The 23,047-nt window shown below is 67.8% G+C and carries 3 protein-coding genes; all 3 read left to right on the top strand.

All coding sequences use genetic code 11. The annotated features are described in order from the left end of the window. Window positions 1-71: 71 nt before the first annotated feature. The 3 genes from FOY53_RS08815 to FOY53_RS08825 are packed head-to-tail and all read left to right on the top strand — an operon-like array spanning window position 72 to window position 23,037. Window positions 72-13,862: a non-ribosomal peptide synthetase/type I polyketide synthase gene (locus FOY53_RS08815; protein ID WP_146587862.1), complete on the top strand. Its 13,791-nt coding sequence runs from the start codon at window positions 72-74 to the stop codon at window positions 13,860-13,862. 3 nt (window positions 13,863-13,865) lie between these two features. Further along, entirely contained in the window at window positions 13,866-15,722 is a 1,857-nt protein-coding gene (gene asnB / locus FOY53_RS08820; RefSeq protein ID WP_146587864.1) for an asparagine synthase (glutamine-hydrolyzing), read from the top strand. 58 nt (window positions 15,723-15,780) lie between these two features. Continuing rightward, window positions 15,781-23,037 (top strand): non-ribosomal peptide synthetase, encoded by a 7,257-nt coding sequence (locus FOY53_RS08825; protein ID WP_146587866.1) that lies wholly within the window; start codon window positions 15,781-15,783, stop codon window positions 23,035-23,037. The last annotated feature ends 10 nt before the right edge of the window (window positions 23,038-23,047 follow it).

The raw sequence follows: 23,047 nt of genomic DNA on the forward strand, positions 1-23,047 counted from the left end.
ATGCAAGTCTCCCGGATCCGGCCGGGGCGCGGGATTTGTGGACTGCTTTCCAGACTGTTGCCCGTCAGGGCATGGCCACCGTGACACGGCGCAACCGCGGGGGCGACGACCTGTCTGTGAACGCCGCCGAACTGGAAGAGATCGCCGCGACACTGGGACGGCAGATGATCGGGGCAGGGGCCCGGCCCGGCGACTGCGTGGTTCTTGTGATCAGCGATCCGATGGCATTTGCCTGCGGCTTCTGGGCATGCCAGGCGGCCGGGCTGACGGCCGTGCCGATGCCGCCGATGGGCACGGCCGTTCAGGTCGAACGCACCCGCGCTGCCCTGGCGGTTCTGGGACGGGCCTGGATCCTGAGCGAGGAACCTGCCTGGTGCGACGCGCTTGGGGATGTGCCCGGGGTGGCCGGAACATGTGTGATCACCGGGCCCCGGTTTGACAGTCTCGAGGCGTCGACGGATTGCGATCCTGCCGCAGCCACCCTTTGTGCATGCGATCCCGAAGCGATTTCGGTGATCATGTTTTCCTCGGGCTCGACCGGCGATCCGAAAGGGGTCGAGCTGAGCCATCGCGCCATTCTGGCGCAGGTAAAGATGCTGCGGCAGGCGCTGGCGCTGACGGCGCGTGACTGTTTTGTCAACTGGATGCCGATGTCGCACGATTTCGGCCTGTTCCACTTTCACCTTCTGCCGCTGTTGTGTGGGCTGCCGCAGGTGTTGATGGCCACGGATGACTTTTCCCGCCGGCCGCTGTCCTGGCTGCGGACCCTGCATGATCACGGCGGCACCATCACCGGCGGGCCGAACCTGGCACTGCAGATGGTGAGCAATCTGCTCAAGCCGCAGCGCGCGGCGCAACTGGATCTGAGCCGGGTGCGCTGCATCACCCTTGGCGCCGAGCCACTGGATCCGGCGGTTCTGCGCAGCTTTGCCGACCGGCTGGTCCCGGCCAGATTGTCACCCGGGGCGCTGTGGCCCGCCTATGGTCTGGCCGAGGCGACCCTGGTCATCGCCATGCGGGCCGGGCTAAAGACCGTGCATGTCGCGCGCCAGTCGCTGGACCCGGGGCAGCGCGCCGTGCCGCTGAAGGCTGACGATCCCGAGGCGGTAGAGCTGCCGCTGTTGGGTCCGGCGGTGAGCGGTGCCGAAATGCGGATCGTGACTGACCGCGAGGCGCCCCTGCCTCCGGGCACCGTCGGTCATCTGCAGGTGCGGTGTCCATCTCTGATGCAGGGCTATCGCAACCGGGCGGCGCAGAGTTCCGAGGCCCTGCTCCCGGGCGGCTGGCTGGCCACGGGTGATATCGGCTTTCTGCAGGACGGGGATTTTGTCATGGCCGGACGGGCTCGGGACGTGATCATTTCCGGTGGACGGAATTATCATCCCGCCGATCTTGAACAGGTGGCGCTGGGCGCTGCGGGCCTGTCGCCGATGCACCAGCTGGCGATCACCCAGGGGCGTGATCCGGCGGGTGCCGGGGTCCGGACACTGGCGTTTCTGCGCTTTCGCGGCCGGACGGCACAGGCGGATGCGCTGCGCGGGGCGATCGCCGCGCATGTGGCGGCGCAGACCGGCGTGGTGCTGGACCACGTGCTGATGGTGCGGGACCTGCCGCGCACCACAAGCGGCAAACTGCAGCGGCACGTGCTGACCCGCGCCTTTGAACGGGGCGCATATGTCGAACAGCTGGACAGCGAAGCCAAAGCCGCACTGGCGCTGGGCGCGCCGCTGCGCCGGGCTGTGGCCGACGGACAGGTTGCCGTCGTCTCGTCCGTGATCTGCGACCAGGCCGCGCTGCTGTGCGGCGGTGCGGTAGACGCAGGCTCCGGGCTGATGGATCAGGGACTGTCCTCGCGCCAGGCGGTGGCGCTGGTTGCCCTGCTGGGAAGCTGGCTGCAACGGGAAATCTCGATTGCCGACCTGTTTGATCACCCAAGCCCGCGTGCGCTGGCCCGGGCGCTGATCGACGCGAAGGTCGACAGCGATCCGCAGGCTTCCGAGCCGTCCGGGCAAAGATCGCAGAGCGGGCGGATTGCGGTGATCGGATATGGCTGCCGCTTTCCGGGCGGCGACACACCGGCGGCATTCTGGGATCACCTGAACACCACGCACTCGGTGATTTCCCCGATCCCGCCGGACCGCTGGACGGTGCAGCCGGCGGACCCGGCCCTGCCGCCCGCAGCGCTTCTGTCGCAGATCGACACGTTCGACGCCGGGGTTTTTGGTCTGACCCGGGGTGAGGCCGAGGCGATGAACCCGGTGCAGCGCCTGTTGCTGCAGGTGCTGTGGCAGGCGCTGGAACATGCCGGGCTGGATGTGACCCGGCTGCGGGGGCAGCGTGTCGGAGTGTTCGTCGGCCTGAGCGAGTCGGGTCTTGCGACCGGGCGCGGCGAGATCCTCGCCGACGGGGATGCCATGGCCGCCTATGCGATCACCGGCAGCGCGGGCAGTATCGCTGTCGGCCGGATGGCGCATCTGTTCGATTTCCGCGGTCCCGCGCTGGCGGTGGACACCGCCTGTTCGTCGTCGATCGTGGCGCTGGATCTGGCGGCGCAGGAGCTGCGGCAGGGGCGCTGTGATCTGGCGCTGGCGGGGGGGGCGAACCTGATCCTGTCACCGGATCTGCACACCGGATTGCACCGCATGGGCGCGCTGTCGCCGGACGGGCTGTGCAAGACGTTTGACGCCGCCGCAGATGGATATGGCCGTGGCGAAGGCGCCGGACTGGTCGTGCTCAAGCGTCTGGAGGAGGCGCAGCGCGACCAGGACGTTCTGCGCGCAGAACTGCTCGCCACCACGCTGAACCACGACGGTCAGAGCACCAGTGTCACCGCGCCGAATGGCCGTGCCCAGCGCGATCTGCTGCGCCGCGCCCTGCAGGAGGCCGGGCTGGCGGGCGAAGACCTCGACTGGGTTGAAACCCACGGCACCGGCACCGCGCTGGGCGATCCGGTGGAGCTCGAGGCGCTGCGCGCCGTGCTGCGCGGCTCTGGCGGCGGGGTGCTGCCGCTCGGGGCTGTCAAGAGCCGGATCGGCCATCTCGAAGCGGCGGCGGGCATTGCCGGGGTGATCAAGGTGCTGCTGGCGCTGGAACATGGCAGGGTGCCGCCGGATCGCCTCTGCACGCAGCTCAACGACCGGTTTGACTGGGCAACAGGCCGGATGCAGCCGATCGCGGAAGGGCTCGACTGGCCCGCTGGCGGGCGGCGCATCGCCGGGGTCGCCTCGTTCGGGATGAGCGGCACCAACGCCTATGCCATTCTGGCGGCACCGCCGGACCCGGATCCGGTCGCGGACAGCGTGCCGGACCGGCCGCTGGTTGTGCCGCTGTCGGTCCTCGTCGAAGCGGCACAACAGCCGTTGCAGGCCGCCTGGACCGCGCGACTGGCCAGTGCGACCGTTGCAGAGCGGGCGGCCTTGGCCGCCGGGCAGGCCAGTCGTCGGGTGTCGGGTCCGTGGCGCCGGGCCGCCCTGGTCCCACAGGCCGACACACGGGCAGCAGACGACGCGCCCTGGATCAGGGCGCAGGCATCGGCGCGCATCATCTTTGCCTATCCGGGGCAGGGCGCGCAATCGACGGCCATGGGCGCAGACCTCTACATGTCCGAGCCGGTTTTTCGTGCCGCCTTCGATGCGGCATCCGAAGCGGCCGGTCCGGTGCAGGGCAGACTGCTGTCGGACTGGCTCTATGGTCCGGACCCGGCAGACCCGGCGCGCATCAGCCAGACCGACCTGTCGCAGCCCGCGCTGGTGGCCTACGGGCACGCGCTGACCGCGCATTGGGCCGATCTGGGCGTGCATCCGGATGCTGTGCTGGGACATTCTGTCGGCGAGATCGGGGCGGCGCTGGCTTCGGGGCAGTTCGGGATCGAAACCGCGATGCAACTGGCTGTCCGGCGGGGCCGACTGATGCAGGACTGCGCCACAGAGGGGGCGATGCTGGCGCTGCGCACCGATGCCGAGACAGCGCGTGGTCTGATGGACGGGTTGGAAGATACGGTGATCGCCGGGTACAATGGCCCCGCCGCGCTGAGCATGGCCGGTCCTGTCGCCCAGATTGCCGCGTTGCAGGCGCGGGCCGAGGCAGCGGGCTGTACTGCGGCCCAAATCGGTGTCAGCCGCGCCTTCCACAGCCCGGCGATGGCTCAGGCGGCGCGGGATCTGCGCAACGATCTGGTGTTGGCGTCGCAACCCGGACATTTGCCGGTGTTTTCGACCCTGACCGGCGCGCTGGCAGATCCGGAGGCATTTGGTGCCTCGGAGTACTGGCACAACCAGATGTTGCAGCCTGTGCAGTTCCTGTCGGCCATTCAGGCAGCGACGGCGCCGGGTGAATCGATCTGCCTGGAAATCGGCCCCGGCGCGGTTCTGTCGCGGCTGGGCGCTGCCGCCGCGCCCGCCGCGATCTGGGTCAGTGGCGCAGAGTCACAAGAGGGCCTTGCCCGGGCGGCGGGGATGGCCTGGAGCCACGGTGCCGCCCTGGACTGGGCGCGCTACTACGGCAGCCGCGGTGCCCCGGGTGACAGCCTGCCCGGGCATCCGATGTCCGATCAGCAGATGCCGCGCCGTGCCGTGGGTGCCCTTGTTTCCCGCAGCGTCTGCCGCAGCGCACCACCCGATCCGGAAAGTGTCGCGCCGGTGCCTCTGGAGCCAAATTCCGCGGATATTCTGACGTCCGACATCTTGCCGCTGGTCGCGCGTGTGTCGGGTGTCGCCGCAGAACAGATCGCACCGGATTCGCCGCTAACGGCGCTGGGACTGGATTCGCTGGGCATGGTGCAGCTTCAGCGCGCGCTCGCGTCGCGGCTCGGGCTCGAGGTGACGTTGCGCGCCCTGTTCGAAACCACCGAAACCCCGCGCAAGCTCGCCGACATGCTGCAACAGGCACGGCCCGCGCCGGTGGCGGCGATGCCGCAGCCGCACGGCCCGTTGCCCCGGGCCACAGGGCCCGCCCCCGAAGGCATGGCCGAAGTCATGCAGGCGCAGCTGAAAATGGTCGAAAGCGTGATTGCCCGGCAATTGCAGGCGATGAATGGTGGCACAACGGCGCCGGCCGCCATCCAACCGCCCGCACAGGCCGCTGTCGCACCCCGCGCGCCGTCGGAAATAAAAGGGCTGTTTCGCCAGCCGAAACAGGGCAGTTCCGACCTCGGTCCGGCGCAACGTGCGCATGTGGCGGATCTGAGCCGACGGTGGAACGCGCGCAGTGCCGGTTCCAAGGCCGGGGCACAGTCTGCCCGCCGCCATGTGGCCAACAGCCGGGCGGTGTTCGGATTTGCCCCCGATTTCAAGGAACTGACCTATCCGCTGATGGCCGACCGCGCGCAGGGTGCCCACGTCTGGGATGTGGACGGCAACCGATATGTCGATGTCACCATGGGTTTTGGCGTCTATCTCTTTGGTCACAATCCGGACTTTGTCACGCAGGCTCTGCGGGACGAGCTGGACCGGGGGGCCGCCATCGGCCCGGCGACTCCGCTGGCCGAGCAGGTGGCCGAACGGATCAACCGCCTGACCGGCGCCGAGCGCAGCGCCTTTTTCTCGACCGGAACCGAGGCGATCATGTGCGCCGTGCGCATTGCCCGCGCCGTGACCGCCCGCGCAAGGATCGTGATCTTCAAGGGATCTTATCACGGCAGTTTTGACGGTATCCTTGCCACCGGCTGGGTTGACGAGGACGGCACGCCCCAGGCCGCGCCGATGACCGACGGCACCTTGCAGGGCATGGTCGATCCGGTGATCACACTGGATTACGGCGATATGGCAGGGCTCGAGGTGATCAGACGCCACGCCGAGGACATCGCGCTGGTGCTGGTCGAACCGGTGCAAAGCCGCAACCCGGGAAACCGCCCGCTGGAATTCCTCCACGCGCTGCGCGATCTGACCCGGGACAGGGACGTGCCGCTGCTGTTTGATGAAGTGATCTCGGGGTTCCGTTTTGCCGCGGGCGGGATGCAGGAAATCTTTGGCGTCACCGCGGACCTGGTGACTTATGGCAAGGTGCTGGGGCATGGCCAGCCGATCGGCGTGCTGTCGGGCGCCGCGCGCTACATGGATGCGGTGGACGGCGGTGCCTGGCGGTATGGCGACAACAGCGCTCCGGGCACGCGGACGGCCTTTGTCGCGGGCACCTTCAATGGCCATCCCCTGGCGCTGGCCGCCGCCCGCAGTGTCCTCGACCGGATCACATCCGAAGGCGGGGCGCTGTTTGACCAGCTTGCCGCCCGCACCGAAGCTATGTGCCAGAGTCTGGATGCGCTGTTCGAGGCAGAAGCGGTTCCGGTTCGGATGGAGCGGTTCGGATCGCTGTTCCGGTTCAATTTTGGCCCGGGAACCGAGATCCTCAACACCCATCTGCTGCACAACGGCGTTTTTGTCTGGGAACAGAGAAACTGTTTCCTGTCCACGGCGCACGGCGACGCCGAGGTCGCACAGATTGTCGATGCCGCGCGGCAGGGGGTTGCGGCGCTGAAGGCGGCGGGCTGGTTCGGTGCGGTCCCGCGGCGCGCGCCTGCGCCGGGCAGCGCGCTGGCCAGCAGTGCCGGCGAAAGAGCGCTGCGGCACCGGGCAGGGCAGGTCCGGCCGGGGACGTGGACGGATCTGATCCTGATGCGCCTGAGCGGACCTGGCCTTGGGGCAGATGAAGTGGCGGCCGCCTGGGCAGAGGTGTGCGGCCGTCATCCGGCCCTGCGGGCCTGCCTTGCGCCCGATGGTGCCCGCCGCATCGGCGATGCCGCCGCGGCACCGTTCGAACACTGCCGGTTGGACAGCCCGACGGATCCTGAAACCGCTCTGGAAAGCTGGAGCAGCGCGGAAATGCGACGGGTGTTCGGTTTTGACCGCGCGCCCTTGCGCCTGAGCCTGCTGGAAGTCCCCGGCGGCGGGCAGGCGCTGGCCCTGACCGGCAGCCATCTCGGCTTTGACGGCTGGTCGCTGGCGTTGGTCCTGAACGAACTGGGTCAGATCCTTGACGGGCATAGACCCGAGCCGGTCGAGACCGCTGACGCCTATCACCAATGGGAACAGCAGACACCGTTCCATCGCCTTGAGCAGCCGCCTGCGGCGCTGGCGCTGCCGGTGGACGGACCTGCGCCACAGGCGGTCACACCCGGCGGCCAGCGCATCACCCGACTGGATATTGCGCCGCTCTACGGCGACATTGCCCAAGCGGCACGCCTGAGCGGCATCACGCCGCTGGCGGGGTTCCTGGCACCCTATGTGGTGCTGCTTGCCGGCCTCAGCGGGCAAAGCCGGGTGAGTGTTGGCATTCCGGTGTCGGGTCAGGCGCTGTCGGGCTGTCACACGCTGGTCGGCAACCTCAGCTTTGTGCGGCCGGTCACCGTCGATCTGACACCGGAGCTGAGCATGACCGAGCTCGGTCGCCGGTTGCATTCGGAATTGCTCCGACCCGGCAACCGCCCGCCGCTGGACCAATTGCCCGGGCGGCACGCGCTGTTCAATCTGGACGGGCCGATCACGCTGGGCGGCGGGCTTTCCTCGGCGGTGCTGCACCCGGTGCCGATCACCGGGGCGCGGGCGGATCTGTTTCTCAACCTGCTGCGCATCAATGATCAGGTGGTGCTGGATTTCGACTGGAACAGCGACCGGTTCTCGGCCGGGACAGCGCGGAAATGGCTGGATGCCTATCTGTCTCTGACCCAACGGGCGGCGGGGGGGGATCTGACATTGCCACAGGCCTTCGCGCTGTTGCACGCAGAGCTGCCGATGGTCGGTCCCGGCGTCCCCGAGGTGCAGGTCAAACCGGTGGCGCCGGTTCTGGTTCCGGAAGCGGCGCCTGCGCTGTCGGCAACCGAAACGGAGCTTGCAGCGATCTGGCAGACACTGCTGGCCATCACGGTGCCCGGCCCGGAGGCGGATTTCTTTGACCTCGGAGGCGGCAGCCTGCAGGCCGTGCGACTGCTGGGGCAGATCGCCGCGCAGTTTGGCACCGACCTCGGGCTGGAGTGGGTTTTTGCCACACCGCGCCTTGCCGACATGGCGGCCGCCCTGGATGCACAGGCCGGCGCCGCTCTCCAGCCCCGGCCCGAGCGGTCGGCATCCGATCGGGTGCCGGCGCTGCCGCAGCAGCAGCAGTTGCAGCTTCTGGCCGAGGTCAGCGATCCGGGACCGGCCTACAACATCTGCCTTCAGCTGGATTTCCGGCAGCGCATCGCGCCGGAAACGCTGGGCCCCGCGATGCGGCAACTGGCCCGGCGCCATGCCAGCCTGCGCACACATTTCGAATGGTCCGAGGATCAGCTGGAGCAGGTGATCGCAGCCGCCCCCGCTGCGGACCTGTCGGCAGAGCGGCTGGTTGCGTCGGGTGATCCGCAGACCGTGCTGGACGGCTTTGCCCAACGGCCGTTTGGCCAGGACGGCGCGCCGCTGTGGCGGATCGGGCTGCTGGACCGGAGCGGCGGTGGTTCGACGCTGGTCCTGGTCCTGGTCCTGCACCACATCATCGCCGACGCCTGGTCCGCCGAAATCATGGTCCGCGACCTGCTGGACGCCTGCCAGAGGGTGCTGCTGGGGGCCGAGCCCCTGTCGGTGGCGTCACCGGACTGCCGCGACCACGCGCTCTGGATTGCCGGGTCCGAAGACGCACGCGACAAGGCCCTGGCATTCTGGCGCCACCGCGCGGCGCAGATGCCGGCGCTGACCGTGCTGCCCGGGGATCATCCGCGACCCAAAGTGAAATCCTTTTCCGGCGCCCGTGCCACGCGCCGGGTGCCGCCAGAGCTGTTGCGGCAGCTCAGGATACAGGCGCGGACCCAGCGGGCGTCCCCGTTCCAGATGGTTCTGGCCGCGATTGCCAGCCATGCCGCGGGGGCGGTGAGCCGCCGCAATCTGGTGATCGGTACTGTCGTCGCGGGCCGTGGCAGGCCCGGCATGGACAAACCCGTCGGTCTGTTCGCCAATACCCTGCCGCTGTGTCTGGAACTGCCGCCGGGGCAGAGCTGGGCGGGCCGGATCGGGGTGATCCGGGCGGCCCTGCTGGAGGCCGCGGCCCACGACCTGGTCAGCCTGCAACAGATTGCGGCCACCCTTGGCCTGCGCCCGGACGCCGGGGCCAATCCGCTGTTCGAGATCTGCGTGACCCATGATGACCGGTGCGGGCTGGCGCAGATGGGGGCAGAGCTGGGATTTGAATTTGCCGAGATGGACCTGCCGACGACGCAGTTTGACCTGTCCTTCTATGTCATAGAGACCGGCGCTGAAATGACCCTGGACGTGACCTATGCCACGGCCATCCACTCTGCGGCGCGTGTCGGGGATTTGCTGGACGCGGTGCTGATGCTTCTTGACCAGATGTGCCACGATCCCGACGGGATGGCAGAGGTTTGCGCGGATCAGGCGCTGCGGGAAACCGGCGCCGTCTTGGGCAGAACCGCCCCGGTTCAGGCGGCCCGGCCCGGCCCCGTGCCCGACCCCACAGCCCTGCAAAAGCGGCTGTGGTTCGTCGACCAGTTTGAAAACGGGGTGCTGTATGACGCGGCGCCGACCTATTACAACATGGCAGCCCAGTATGCCCTGGATCCGGAACTGAGCCCCGACTGCATCAGCGACCGGCTGGCACAGCTGTATTCCCGGATCCCGGCGCTGAACCTGGCGTTTGCGATGCGTTCGGACCAGCCTTGCTGTGTCGCTGCCGCGCCGCAGATGCCGACCTGTGCCGCGCTGGACTGTGACGCGATCGACAGTTTTACAGATGCCCCCTTTGATCTGGAGGCCGGCGGTTTGATCCGGGTCGCACGAATTGCCGGGGAAGATGGCTCTGCCCGCCTGCTGCTGGTCGCGCATCATATTGTCACTGATCTGCGCCGTCTGGATCAGCTCGCCGACGCCTTGCTCAGCAGCGGAGTGCCGCAGGATCATTGCCAGCCGGTTGCCACAGACTCCGTTGATCCCGACCAGAGCGCGACCGATCTGGCCTACTGGCGCGCGGCCCTCGGCGCCCATCCGCCCCGCCTGCTGCTGCCGGTCGACCGTGCCCGCGCCGCCGTTCACCTGTTCGAACGCGGCACCACCTGTTTTGGCCTGACGCCCACGGACCATGCGGCCCTGAACGCCTGCGCGGCGCGCATGCAGGTCCGGCCGGAGGATCTGATCCTGTCGGCCTTCGTGGCGCTGTTGCACCGGCTGAGCGGGCAGGACCGTATCGTGCTGGGGCAGACCTGCCCGCGCACGGGCGACTTTCCGGGCAGCCATGACAATCTGGTGACGCTGAACATCACGCTCACGCCGGGCGCAGGCACGACGGAAACGATTGCCGGGATTGCCCGGCAGGCCGAGTTGGCGGCGCGTCATGGTCAGACCGATTTCGATGCAGTCGTGCTGGACCTGCGTCCGGAAAACGACATGAGCCGCACCGCGCTCTTTGACGTCCTGATGGTGCGCGACGTGGCGGCGGAGCCGACGCGACTGACACCGGGATCGGTGGGTTGGGGCAAATACGATCTGGTGCTGGCGCCGCTGGTGCGCGCCGATGGCGGGCTGGACCTTGGACTGACCTTCAACGCTTTGATGTTTGACGATGCCACCCTGCGCCATTGGGGCGGTATGTTGGTCCATCTGCTGCGGGTGCTGCCCCGGAGCGGCGATGTGGCCTTTGACCTGCTGCCGCTGATAGGCGATGCCGACGTGGCACCGCTGGTCCTGGCCGGTACGCCGCGCCGCGCCGCCACTGACCTGCCGTTTGCCTCTGTGCCCGACGCGCTGGCGGCGGCGGCTGCGGCGGATCCGACGGCGGTGGCGCTGCGCGACGGGGCCGAGTCGCTGTCTTACGGCGCGTTGGTGGCCGAGGCCCGCGCCCTGGCGTTTCGGCTGATTGCCGCGGGGGTGCGTCCTGCTGACCGGGTGGCGGTATTGCTGCCGCGCGGGGCCGACTACATCCGCGCGATGCTGGCGGTGATGCAGGTCGGCGCGGCCTTCGTGCCTCTGGACCTGCAGGCGGCCGTGACCCGCACCGGGCGGATCCTGCAGGATGCCGGGGTGCGCTGTGTGCTTGTCCGTGACCGGATCGGCGCGGATCTGTTGCCGCCGGGTGCCCGGTGTCTGGACATCAACGGCCCGCAAGCCGAGGCGGTGACGCTGCCGGACCTGCAGGGCGGGGATGCGGCCTATGTGATCTTTACTTCCGGTTCGACCGGTCGGCCCAAGGGTGTGGTGGTGGAACACCGCAATCTGCTGGCGCTGGTGCTGGGGCAGGGCGGTCTGTACCCGGTCGCGCCCGGAGACCGGTGGAGCTGGTTTCACTCTGCGGCCTTCGACTTTTCCGTGTGGGAAGTCTGGGGGGCGCTGATGACCGGAGGAGAGGTGGTGGTGATCCCCGAGGCGGCGCGCACCGACATGGCCGCATTCAGGTCGATCCTGGCGCAGCAGGCGGTGACCCAGCTCAGCCTGACGCCTTCGGCCTTCCGCGCCCTGTCAGAGCTTGAGACCGAGGCGCCCGGCGGCACACTTGCGGTTAAGGCGGTGTGGTTTGGCGGTGAAGCCCTAACCCCGACAGTGCTGCGTCCCTGGGCGCAGCGGTATCCGGATTGCCAGCTGATCAACCTGTTCGGCATCACCGAAACCACGGTGCACACCACGTTCCGTCGGCTGACCGCGCCGGATCTGGCGCGCAATGACAGCCTGATCGGCACAGCCTTGCCCAGCTATGGGCTGACAATCCGTGACCGGTCGCTGCGCCCGGTTCCTGCGGGTGTGCAGGGCGAGATCGTGGTCAGCGGGTCCGGAGTCGCGCGCGGCTATCTCGGACAGCCCGAACTGACGGCGGCGCGCTTCGTCGACGACCCGTATGCTCCTGGTCGGCGGCTCTACCGGTCCGGCGATCTGGGGCGCATGGGGCTGAACGGCGATGTCACGTACCTGGGGCGGGCCGACGATCAGGTCAAACTGCGCGGCTACCGCATTGAACTGGGTGAGGTGGAAAGCGGCGTCTGCAGTTGTGACGGCGTGCGTGCCGCCTCGGCCGGGGTGCTGGGCGAGGAGGGCAGCGACGCCGTGCTGGCGGCCTGGATCACCACGGACGGCGTGGTGGACGCCGAGGCGCTGAACGCCCATCTGGTGACGGTGCTGCCTGCCTACATGATTCCGCGACGCATCTATCTGGTGGACGCCCTGCCGCTGACGCAGAATGGCAAGATTGACCGCGAGGCGCTGCGCCGCGACACCAGCCGGCCGCTTGGCACGGGCGGGGACGCCGACCCGCCGCGCCCGGGTCTCGAGACCCGGATTGCCGCGATCCTGTGCGCGGTGCTCGAACTCCCGGCCATAGGGCGGACCGACAGCTTCTTTGCCCTGGGGGGGCACAGCCTCATGGCGAACAAGGCGGTGCTGCGGCTGCGGGCGCAGCTGGGTCTGTCGCTGAGCCTGAGGGATTTCTTTGCCGCACAAAGCGTCGCGGCGCTGGCGGCGCTCGGGGGCGCCGGGCAGTCCGGTCCGCAGGCCCGACTGCTGCCGACCCCGGATGCAGAGTGTTATCCGCTGTCGTCAGCCCAGACCCGGTTGTTTGCGATGCAGACCGCCGAGCCCGGGTCGGCCGCCTACAACATGGTGGGTGGCTTTGTCATCGACGGCGCGGTCGATCCCGACGCGCTCGCGCTGGCGTTCCGGGATATTGTCGACCGGCACGAGATCCTGCGCACCCGGTTCGAAATCCGCGCCGCTGCGCCGGTACAGGTCATCGACCCGCCGGGTGCGGCGTTTGACCTGCTCCGGATCGACACCGGCACGGGCGACATGGAAACGCGGGTTTCCCGGGCGCTGCATCCGGAATTCGCCCATGTTTTCGACCTGTCGCGCGGGCCCCTGCTGCGGGCGGGGTTGGGGCGGCTGGCATCGGATCAATGGCTGCTGGTGGTGAACCTGCACCATATCGTTTCCGACGGATGGTCGGTGCCGATCATGATGGCGGATCTCTCGGCCTTTTACGGCGCCCGCACCGGCAGCCGCCTGGCCACGCCGGACCCCCTGCCGATCCAATACCGCGATTTTGCGTGCTGGCAGGCTGAACACGCCGCGCGGGCACCTGATTCCGGGGCACTGGACCATTGGAGCGCACGCCTGGCGAGCGGCTGTGGCGCAGGAATAGCCAACCTGCCGACCGATGCACCGCGGCCGCCGCAGCGCTCCGGACTGGGCAAAATGGCGCGGCACCGGCTGGATGCACCAAGCAGCGCGGCGTTGCGCGGTCTGCTGGAACAGACGGGATCGACGCTGTTTTCCGTCTGCGCGGCGGCGTTGCACATCCTGCTGCGTCTGCGCGGCGCGGGGGATGGGCCGACGGTGATCGGCACGGCGGACGCCGGGCGCGACCTGATCGAAACCGAGGATCAGCTTGGGTTTTACCTGAACCTTCTGCCGCATGTTCTGGATCTGGACGGCAACACGCCGCTGGCAGGCTGGCTGCACGCGGCCACCTCCGAGACCGGCGCGATGCTGGGACACAAGTCCGTGCCGTTCGAGCGGATGCTCGAGGCGCTCGGCCTGGGGGCCGCGCCGGGGCACAATCCGGTGTTCGACATCCTGCTGCTGGTGCAGAACAATGCCGCCACAGGCCAGAGCCTTGGCCCGCTTGCATTGCATGCCTTGCCGGACCAGACCGGCACATCGCGCTACGACCTGAACCTGATGGTGGAGGACCGGGCCGAGATCGAACTGGTGCTGGAATATGACGTGGCTTTGTTCAACAACGACAGCATGGCCTGGCTGCTTGAGGACTATGCCCGGCTCCTGGTCGGATTTGTCGAGACACCGGAACTCAGCCCGCTGGAGATCCTCGCACCGACCGGCCCCGGCCAGGCGGCGTCGATGCAGGGACTTCTCGACGCCGACGACCCGCTTCTCGGAGCACTTTGAGCGGTGTGCGGGATTGCCGGAATCTATCGCTCTTCTGGGCTGAGCGGGGCTGACAGGGCCGCGCTGCCCGGGATGCTGCAGGCCATCCGCCATCGCGGTCCCGACGAGGAGGGGCAGTTCATTGCGGACCGTGTCGCGCTGGGCTGCCGTCGCCTGTCGATCATAGACCTTGAGGGCGGGCAGCAGCCGATGTTCGCGTCAGGTGGTCAGATCGCGGCGGTGGCCAATGCCGAGATTTACAATCACGCGGCGCTGCGCAGCCAGCTTGCCGGGCAGGGTGCGCGCTTTGGCAGCCGCTGCGATGTCGAGGTCATCCCGCATCTTTATGCCCGCGACGGACTGGACCTCGCGCGCGATCTGAACGGCCAGTTCGCCTTTGCGGTCTATGACGTGGTCCGCGACCGTCTGGTTCTGGGGCGCGACCAGACCGGCATCGCGCCCCTGTTCTGGGCCCGGGTGCGCGACGGCGTGATCTTTGGCTCGGAAATCAAGGCGTTGCTGGCACATCCGGACCTTGCCTGCCATCTGGACCCTGCCGGGCTTGACCAGATACTGACCTTTCCGGGGCTGGTCAGTCCGCGCACGATGTTTCAGGGCGTGCAGGCCCTGCGCCCCGGCCATCTGCTGGTGATTGACGGCAACGAAGTGCGCGACCTCAAATACTGGGATTACGATTTTCCGACAGACCCGGCACCCGACGCAAACGAGGCCGAACTGCTGGACGCCCTGGACGCCGCCCTGCGCGGGGCGGTGGCGCGACGGCTGGTGGCGGATGTGCCGGTGGGCGTCTACATCAGCGGCGGGCTGGATTCGGCGCTGATTGCTGCGCTGGCGCATGACATCGCCCCCGATACCGCGCGGCATTCCTTTTCCGTCACCTTCGCGGACAGGGCCATCGACGAAGCGCCGTGGCAGGCCCTGGTCCGGGACCAGATTGGCTCGGTACACCACGAGATTGCGTTCCGTGACGACGACATCCTGCACAGCCTGACCGAGATCGTGACCGCGGGGGAAACCGCGCTGAAGGAAAGCTACAATGCCTGCACGCTGGTGCTGGCCCGTCTGGTGGCGGCGCAGGGCATGCGGGTGGTGCTGACCGGCGAAGGCGCGGACGAATTGTTCGGTGGCTATGTCGGTTACCGTCTGGACCTGACCCGCGAGTCCGGCGCCTGCGACGATGTCGAGGCACTGATCGAGGAGGAGACCCGCGCCGCGCTTTGGGGTGACAACGGGTTCTTTTACGAACGTGACTATGCCGCCAACGCCGACCTGACCGGCGCCTTGCTGTCAGACGCGCTGCGGGCGCGCCGGGCAACGTTCTCGGCGCTTTCGGCGCCCCCTGTCGACATCGCGCAACTGGCGGGGCGCAGCGCGTTCCACAAACGCTCGTACCTGGACCTCAAGCTGCGGCTGCCGGACCACCTTCTGGCCGATCATTCCGACCGGGTGGCCTATTGCGCCAGCGTCGAGGCGCGGTATCCCTTTCTGGATCCGGATGTCATCGAGGTCGCGCGGCGGATTCCGCCGGGGCTGATGCTGCGCGGTGGCGAGGAAAAGTACATGCTCAAGACGCTGGGGGCGCGCTATCTGCCGCCGGACCTGTGTCGGCGTCGCAAGTTCAGTTTTGTCGCGCAGGGCAGCCCTCATCTGCTGCGCAAGCGCCAGGATTGGGTGATGGACCTGTTGGCCCCCGAGACGGTGCGGCGGCGCGGCGTGTTCAACCCCGAAACCGTGGCGCGGCTGCGGGCGCAGTACGAAAGCCCGGGCTTTGACCTGAGCCAGACCTTTGAAGACGATTATCTGATGATCGTCCTGACCACCGAACTTCTGATGGCGACGTTCGATATGAGCGTCGCCTGATTCCGCCGTTGCAAATCGCCGCGCTTGCGGCCGCTCACATACTGACAAGGTTTTTCACATGCTCGACTACCGCGACTCGATCCTGACCCTTGCCCGTCAAGACCCCGATGCCACGGCGGTCATGGATGCCGGTGGCGCGGTGAGCCGCGGCGCGCTGGCGCGGCAGGCGGGCGGGGTGGCGGCCTGGGCGTCGGCAGTGCCCGACACCGCCGCCAAAACCCGGATCCTGGCCATTCTGGCACCTGCGGGGGCGGCGCAGATCGCCGGTATGCTTGGGGTTGCGGCCAGCGGCGCGGCATTCATGCCCATTGATCCGACCCTGCCGCCTGTCCGGATCCGCGCCATGCTGGAGCGGGCCGGACCGGCTGGGCTGCTGCATTCGCAGGGCCTGGGAGAGCTTGCCCACACCCTTGCACCGGATCTGCCCCGGGCGGCGCTGGAGCAGATCGCCCCGGCGGCACTGGAACTGAAAGCGATGCGTCCCGATGCGGCGGCTTACGTGATGTTCACATCCGGGACCACCGGCACGCCAAAAGGCATCCTCGGGCGATACAAGAGCCTGAACCATTTCCTGACCTGGCAGCGCGACACCTTTGCGCTGGACGCCACCACGCGCTCTGCGCAACTGGCGCCGGTCACCTTTGACGTCAGCCTCCGCGACGTTCTGCTGCCACTGTCGCTGGGCGGCGTTGTCACGGTGCCGCCACGGGATGTGATCGCGGCGCCGCGTCAGTTGCTGGGCTGGTTGCGCGACCACGAAGTGACGCTGCTGCATTGCGTGCCCAGTCTGCTGCGGCTTCTGACCTCGGAACTTGAACTGGCACCGGAACAGTCCGGGGACGCGGGTTGCGCGCCCCCGGACACGCTGCGGCATCTGTTCCTGGCCGGAGAGCCGCTGTTGGGCAGGGACGTCAAGGCCTGGCGCGCCGCGGCGGGCCAGGCCGCCAAGGCCACGGTCGTCAATCTCTATGGCCCCTCCGAGACGACTCTGGCCAAGGTTTTCGCCCAAATCGGCGCAGATGAGGATCTGCCGGACGGGATGCTCCCGATCGGCCGGTGCCTGCCGGACACCGATGTGCTGATCCTGAAACCGGACCGGCCGGCTGTGCCGGGTGAAATCGGGGAAATCTGCATCCGCACCGGGTTTCCCTCACTGGGGTATCTGAACGATCCGGAGGCGACCCGTGCCGGGTTTCAGCGAAATCCCTTTGGCACCGAGGCCAATGACATCCTGTACCGCAGCGGCGACATGGGCAGGTGGCGCCCGGACGGGCAGATCGATTGCCTGGGTCGGCGCGACTCTCAGGTCAAGATTGCGGGCAACCGGGTGGAAGGAGCCGAGGTCGAGGCGACGTTGCGCGGGTTTTCAGGTGTGACAGGCTGCACCGTGGTCATAAACCGGGACGATCCGGTCGACCCGTTCCTGGTGGCCTATGTCACAGGCGGGCCGTCGGCCGGGAGCGCGGAAACCCTGCGGGAGACGTTGCGAGGCTGCCTGCCTGACTACATGGTGCCGCGTTTCATCGTGCCGCTGGCCGCCTTGCCGGTGCTGATGAACGGCAAGATCGACAAACGCGCGCTGCCCAGACCCGAAGCGCTGGTCCACGGCGATGCAGGCCCTGTTGCGGCGGCCACGGAAACCGAGCGCAAGATCGAAGCGATCTGGCAGCAGATCCTGCGGCTGGAGACGGTGGGGGTCGAGACCCCGTTTGCCAATCTCGGCGGTGATTCCCTGAAGGCGATCAAGGTGTTGGGCGCAATCTATCGTGAAACCGGGGTGGAGCTGCGGATCGCCGATTTTTTTGCGGCCCGTACCATTCGGGCGCTGGCGCAGATGCTGGACGGGCAAGCCGCCGACACCGCGACCAGAGCCGCGATGGCACCGATCCCGAAAGCGCCCGTTGCCGCGCATGATCCGCTGTCGGATGCGCAGGAACCGCTGTGGGCGATGCAGAAGATCGGGCTTGCACCGGTGGTCTACAACCTGTGTTTCGGGTTCCGCGCCGACGCGGATATCGATCTCGCGCGGCTGGAGCGTGCGTTTGTCCACCTGATTCAAAGCCACGAAATTCTGCGCACCTGCATCCAGGAGATCGACGGCGTGCCGCGTCAGGTCGTCATGCCAGATCCCGGGTTCCGCATCGAAACCACGGAGTTGCCCGGCACGGATTTTGACGGCGCGGCCCAGGCGCTGCTGAACCGGGAACGTCAGCGGCCCTTTGACCTTGGGGTGGCGCCCCTGCTGCGGGTGGTTGCGGCCCGGCGCGGGGGCGCGGAACCGGTGTGTCTGGTGATCTCGTTCCATCATGCCATCTGTGACGGTCAGTCGCTGAACACGGTGGTCGAGCTGATCGGGCAGGCCTATGCCACGGATGCGCCGTTACCGGTGCCCACGGTGCAGTATCGCGACGCCATCGCCTGGCAGACCGCGCGCCTTGCCGCCGCGGAATCCGCCCGTCTGAGCGATTTCTGGCAAGCCACGCTTGACGGCGCGCCGCGCGGGATCGACCTGCCGGAATCGCATCCGCGACCGGCCCGCCAGCAGTTTGCGGGGGCCACGGTGCGACACGACCTTCCAGAGGGGCTGGCCCGGGACCTGTCGGCATTGGCGCAGCGCCGTGACAGCACTCTGTTCAACACCCTGCTCACCGGGCTGGCGATCACGCTGGATCAGCGCGCCGACCAGGGGGACATGGTCATCGCCACCCCGGTGCTTGGGCGCAACCACCCGGATCTTGCCGACCAGATAGGCTTTTTCGCCAACACCCTCTGCCTGCGCGTGACTCTTGACCGCAAGGCGACAGTGTCCGAGGGGCTGGACCGGGTCACTCAGCGGGCACAGGCGGCGCTGGACCATCAAGACTGGCCGTTCAGCCGGCTTGTCGCAGATCTGAACGAGCCTCGGGATCTGTCGCGCAATCCGGTGTGCAACGTCATGCTGGTGTTGTATGAGGCCGACCGGCCAGAGCTGGATCTGCACGGGGTGACGCTTGCGCCGCTCGGGCGGGACACCGAATGGGCCTTCAGCCGGTTCGATCTCGTCTTCCACGTCACCCATGACCGGCGCACCGGCGCGCTGGTGCTGGACCTCAATCACGACACCGCACTGTTTGACAAAGGGCAGGCGGCACGCATCGCGCGGCATTTCCAGACCATCCTGCAACAGATGGCCACGGCGCCGGACCGTGCCATTGGCGGGCTCAGCCCCTATGACGCCGCGCAGGCGGCGCTGGTCTCGGCGCTGGACCGCTCCGACCTGGCAGAGCAGGACACAACCCTGACCGCGCTGTTCGCAAAGGTGGTCCAATCCACCCCCGATGCCATGGCCGTGCAGGATGCGCACAGGACACTCAGCTACGCCGCGCTGGACCACTGGTCGAACGGCATCGCAAAGGCGTTGATCGCGCGGGGTCTCGCGGACGAGGATATCGTGGCGGTGTCCGGCGCGAACTCGGCTGCCGGCGTGGCGGCGATCCTGGGAATACTCAAGGCCGGCGGCGCCTGGGTGGCCCTGGACGACCGCTGGCCACGCGCACGCAGGGAACTGGTGCTGCAAAGTGTTGGCGCCCGGTCCGTGCTGGCGGCGGAGTCCACCTGCGCCGATGACGGTGCGCTTCCGGTGCAGGACATCGCCCCCAGCGCGGTTGCCGTCGATCGCGCCGCGCCAAGCGACCTTGCCTATGTCGTCTTTACCTCGGGATCGACCGGAGCTCCGAAGGGGGTAATGATCGAACACCGAGCTGTCAGCAACATGCTGCGCCAGCAGATCTCCGCCTTTGACGTCGGTGCCGACAGCCGGGTCCTGCAATTTGCCGCGCCGGTCTTCGATGCCCATGTCTCGGAAGTGTTTGTCACGCTTCTGTCGGGCGGGCGGCTGGTGGTTCCGAGCCGCGACACGCTGGAAAATCCGGCAGCGCTCCGGCAGGTGATGGCGGATCACGGCATCACCCATGTGACCCTGCCGCCCAGCTTTCTCGATGTCGCCCGCGACGTGCTGCCCGCGTCGCTGAAGGTTCTGATCACGGCGGGCGAGGCGGCGCGCCCGGACGAGACCCGGCGGCTTGCCGCCCGGGTGCGGCTGATCAACGCCTATGGTCCTGCCGAAAATGCGGTCTGTTCGACAATGCATGTGGTCGATCCGCGCGACCCGAGCCCCGCAATCCCCATCGGCACCCCGATCAGGGGAAGCGGTCTGGCGTTGCTGGATGGGTCGGGACGGTCGGTGCCGCTGGGGGTTCCGGGGCAGATCATACTGCACGGCACAGGTCTGGCGCGCGGCTATCTCGGCCAGCCTGAGCTGACGGAAAACGCATTCGCACCCGCCGAGGTGCCCGGAGGGCGGCGCTATGCCACCGGCGACATCGCCACACTGCGCGACGATGGTGCCGTGGTGTTTCAGGGCCGCCGGGATGACCAGGTGAAAATCTCGGGTCAGCGGCTGGAGCTGGCCGAGGTCGAGGCCCGGCTGAACGCAGCCCCGGACGTGGCCCGGGCGATTGTCGCGCCGCTTGCCGGAGCTGGCGGGCGCACCACGCTGGGTGCCTGGGTGCTGAAATCTCCGGGGCCTGTCAGCCTCTGGCCGTCGGTTGCCGAATTCTTTGTCTATGACGATGTGGTTTACCAGGCCATGGCCGGGGACCGGGGCCGGAACGCGCGTTACCGAGAAGGCTTCGAACGTCATCTGCCGGGGCAGGTCGTGCTGGAAGTCGGGCCCGGACCCTATGCCATTCTGGCCCGCATGGCCATCGAGGCCGGGGCCCGTCATGTCTATGCGGTCGAAATCAACCCCGAAATTGCTGAACGTGCCCGCGCCGCCGTGGCAGATGCCGGATTGCAGGACAGGATCACTGTGCTGACCGGCGATGCCACCACGGTGGACCTGCCAAAGCCCGCCGACTGGTGTATCTCGGAAATTGTCGGCGGAATCGGTGGCTCCGAAGGCGCCGCAGCGATCCTGAACGCCGTGCGAACCAAGCTGCGCAGGCCCGAAAACATGCTGCCCCGCAGCAGCGTCACCCGGATTGCGGCGGTGGACCTGCCGCTGGCCCAGATCGACCCGGGCTTTTCCCCGGTGGCCGCCGAGTACGTGCGCCGGATCTTTGAGCAGACCGGTCGTCCCTTCGATCTCAGACTGTGTCTGCGCCGGTTCGACCGCGACCGCCTGCTCAGCGGCTCGGACGTGTTCGAATCTCTGGATTTTACCCGCGACATGGCGCTCGAGGGCAGTCATGACGTCACTTTGACCGTGCTGCGCGACGGAAAGATGTCCGGGTTTGTGCTGTGGCTGACACTGGATGTCGGCGCGAACCGGCGAATAGATGTGCTGGGTGACACCTCAAGTTGGCTGCCGGTCTATGTGCCGCTTGGTCCGGAGGGTTTGGAGGTCGCCGGGGGGGACCACATCAAGCTGCGGATCACCCGGAGCCTGAATGCGCAGGGACGGCATCCCGATTTTGCCCTGGACGGCGCGGTGGTGCGGCGCGGTGCGCAGGTCGCGCCGATCCACCTTGCGGTGCCACACGTGTCACCGGGGTTCGGAAACAGCCCGCTGCATGCCCATCTGTTTGACGAGATGGGCGCACCGCGTCTGGTTCCGGACGGTTTCCTGGACGGGGTTCGCAGCCATGCGGCAGAGCATCTGCCCCGGTATGCGGTGCCGGGAATCCTGCGCGAGATCGAGACGGTGCCGCGCACCGTGAACGGCAAGCTGGCGCGCGCCGAGCTGCCCGAGCTGGTGGCGCCGGTCAGCGCGACACCCGAGGGCCCGGCGGAAGTCCCGGATCTGGCCCGGCGCATCGCCGCCGTCATGGCCCGGATGCTCGACCGCGAGAGCATCGACCCGACGCTGGGCTTTTTCGAGCTGGGCGGGGATTCGATTTCGGCGGTGCGGGCCGTCGGAGCCCTTGCGGCCCGGGGCATCGAGGTGACGGCAGCCGAGATCCTGCACCATCAGAGCGCGGTGGCACTGGCCAGTGTCGCGCGCCAGCCGCAGACCTGTGAGGCTGCGGTGAACCCGGGCCAGGTTTGCGCCCACCCGGTTCAGGCGTGGTTTCTCGACCGCTCTGACGGTCTGCGCCAGCGGTTCAATCAATCCGTGCTGGTCAGCCTGCCGACCCGTGGCGACGCCGCCGCCCTCGAGACGGCGTTGCAGACACTGTTGCGCCGCCACGGCGCCCTGCGCCTGACACTCGACCCCGCAACGGTCAGGATTGCCGAGCCGGACACTGCACCCACCGGCAGGCTGTTGCAGCTCGAGGATCTGAGCGATGTCCCGCCAGACGCTCTTGCAGACCGGCGCGCGGCGGTGGCTGAACAGGCCCATGCCGAGATCGACCCGCTGGCAGGACACCTGTTCTCTGCGCGGCTGTTGCGCGACAAGGATCAGGATCAGCTGTTGCTGGTGGCGCATCATCTTTCGGTCGACCTGCTGTCCTGGCACACGCTTGTTTCGGAACTGGGCGTTCTGTTGCACGCGCCGCACCGCTCTTTGCCGCCGCTGCGGGCGCGGTACACCCAGATCTGCGCGGCTCTGGCCAAAGAGGCGGTGTCGCCGACCACAACCACCGAAAAGCCGTATTGGGATGGCGTCGCGCGGTTGGCCGAAACGCTGATCCTGCCGCAACCGGACTGTGCCCAAACAAAAGGAATGCTGCAGTTGCGGCTCGACATCCCGGAGTCGGAATGCGCCATGCCGGGGGACAGGGGCACGGGAATGCAGACACGGCTGCTGAGCGCCATGGCGCGGGCGGCACAGCAAACCATGGGCTGGCCACGCTCGGTGATCGACCTGGAAACCCACGGTCGCGACCTGCCGCGTCAGGTGCCCGACGCTTCGGGCAGTGTCGGTTGGTTCACGCGGGTCACACCCGTGGTTGTGAGCGCGCAGAACCAGGCGGATCCGCTGGCCGAACTGCCGCGCGGCGGGCTGGGCTTCGGCTTGCTGGCCTGGCAGCGCGGTGACGGTGACGCCCTGCGCGAATTCCAGTCGCCCCTTGCACTGAACTACCTTGGGGATTTGTCCACCGATGCCGCGACCGAGGGCAACGCAGCAGGGCTGCACATCGACTGGGAGGGGTTGGGACAGGCTGTGGACCCCGGGTTCCGCACCGGGCACGGGCTCAGCGTGCTGGCACATGGCAGCGACACCGGGATGTTCCTGTCACTGAGCGCCGATCCGGCCCTGATCCGCACCGAGGTGGCAGAGACCTTTGGCGCCAACCTGCGGGCCGCACTCATTGACGGCGTGACCCGGACCCTGTCTCCGACCCTTGGTGAAATTGACATGGAGGCGCTGGCCGCAGATCTTGGGCTTTGAGCGCCCGGGC

The sequence above is a fragment of the Puniceibacterium confluentis genome, assembly GCF_007923445.1.
GTDB lineage: Bacteria > Pseudomonadota > Alphaproteobacteria > Rhodobacterales > Rhodobacteraceae > Puniceibacterium > Puniceibacterium confluentis.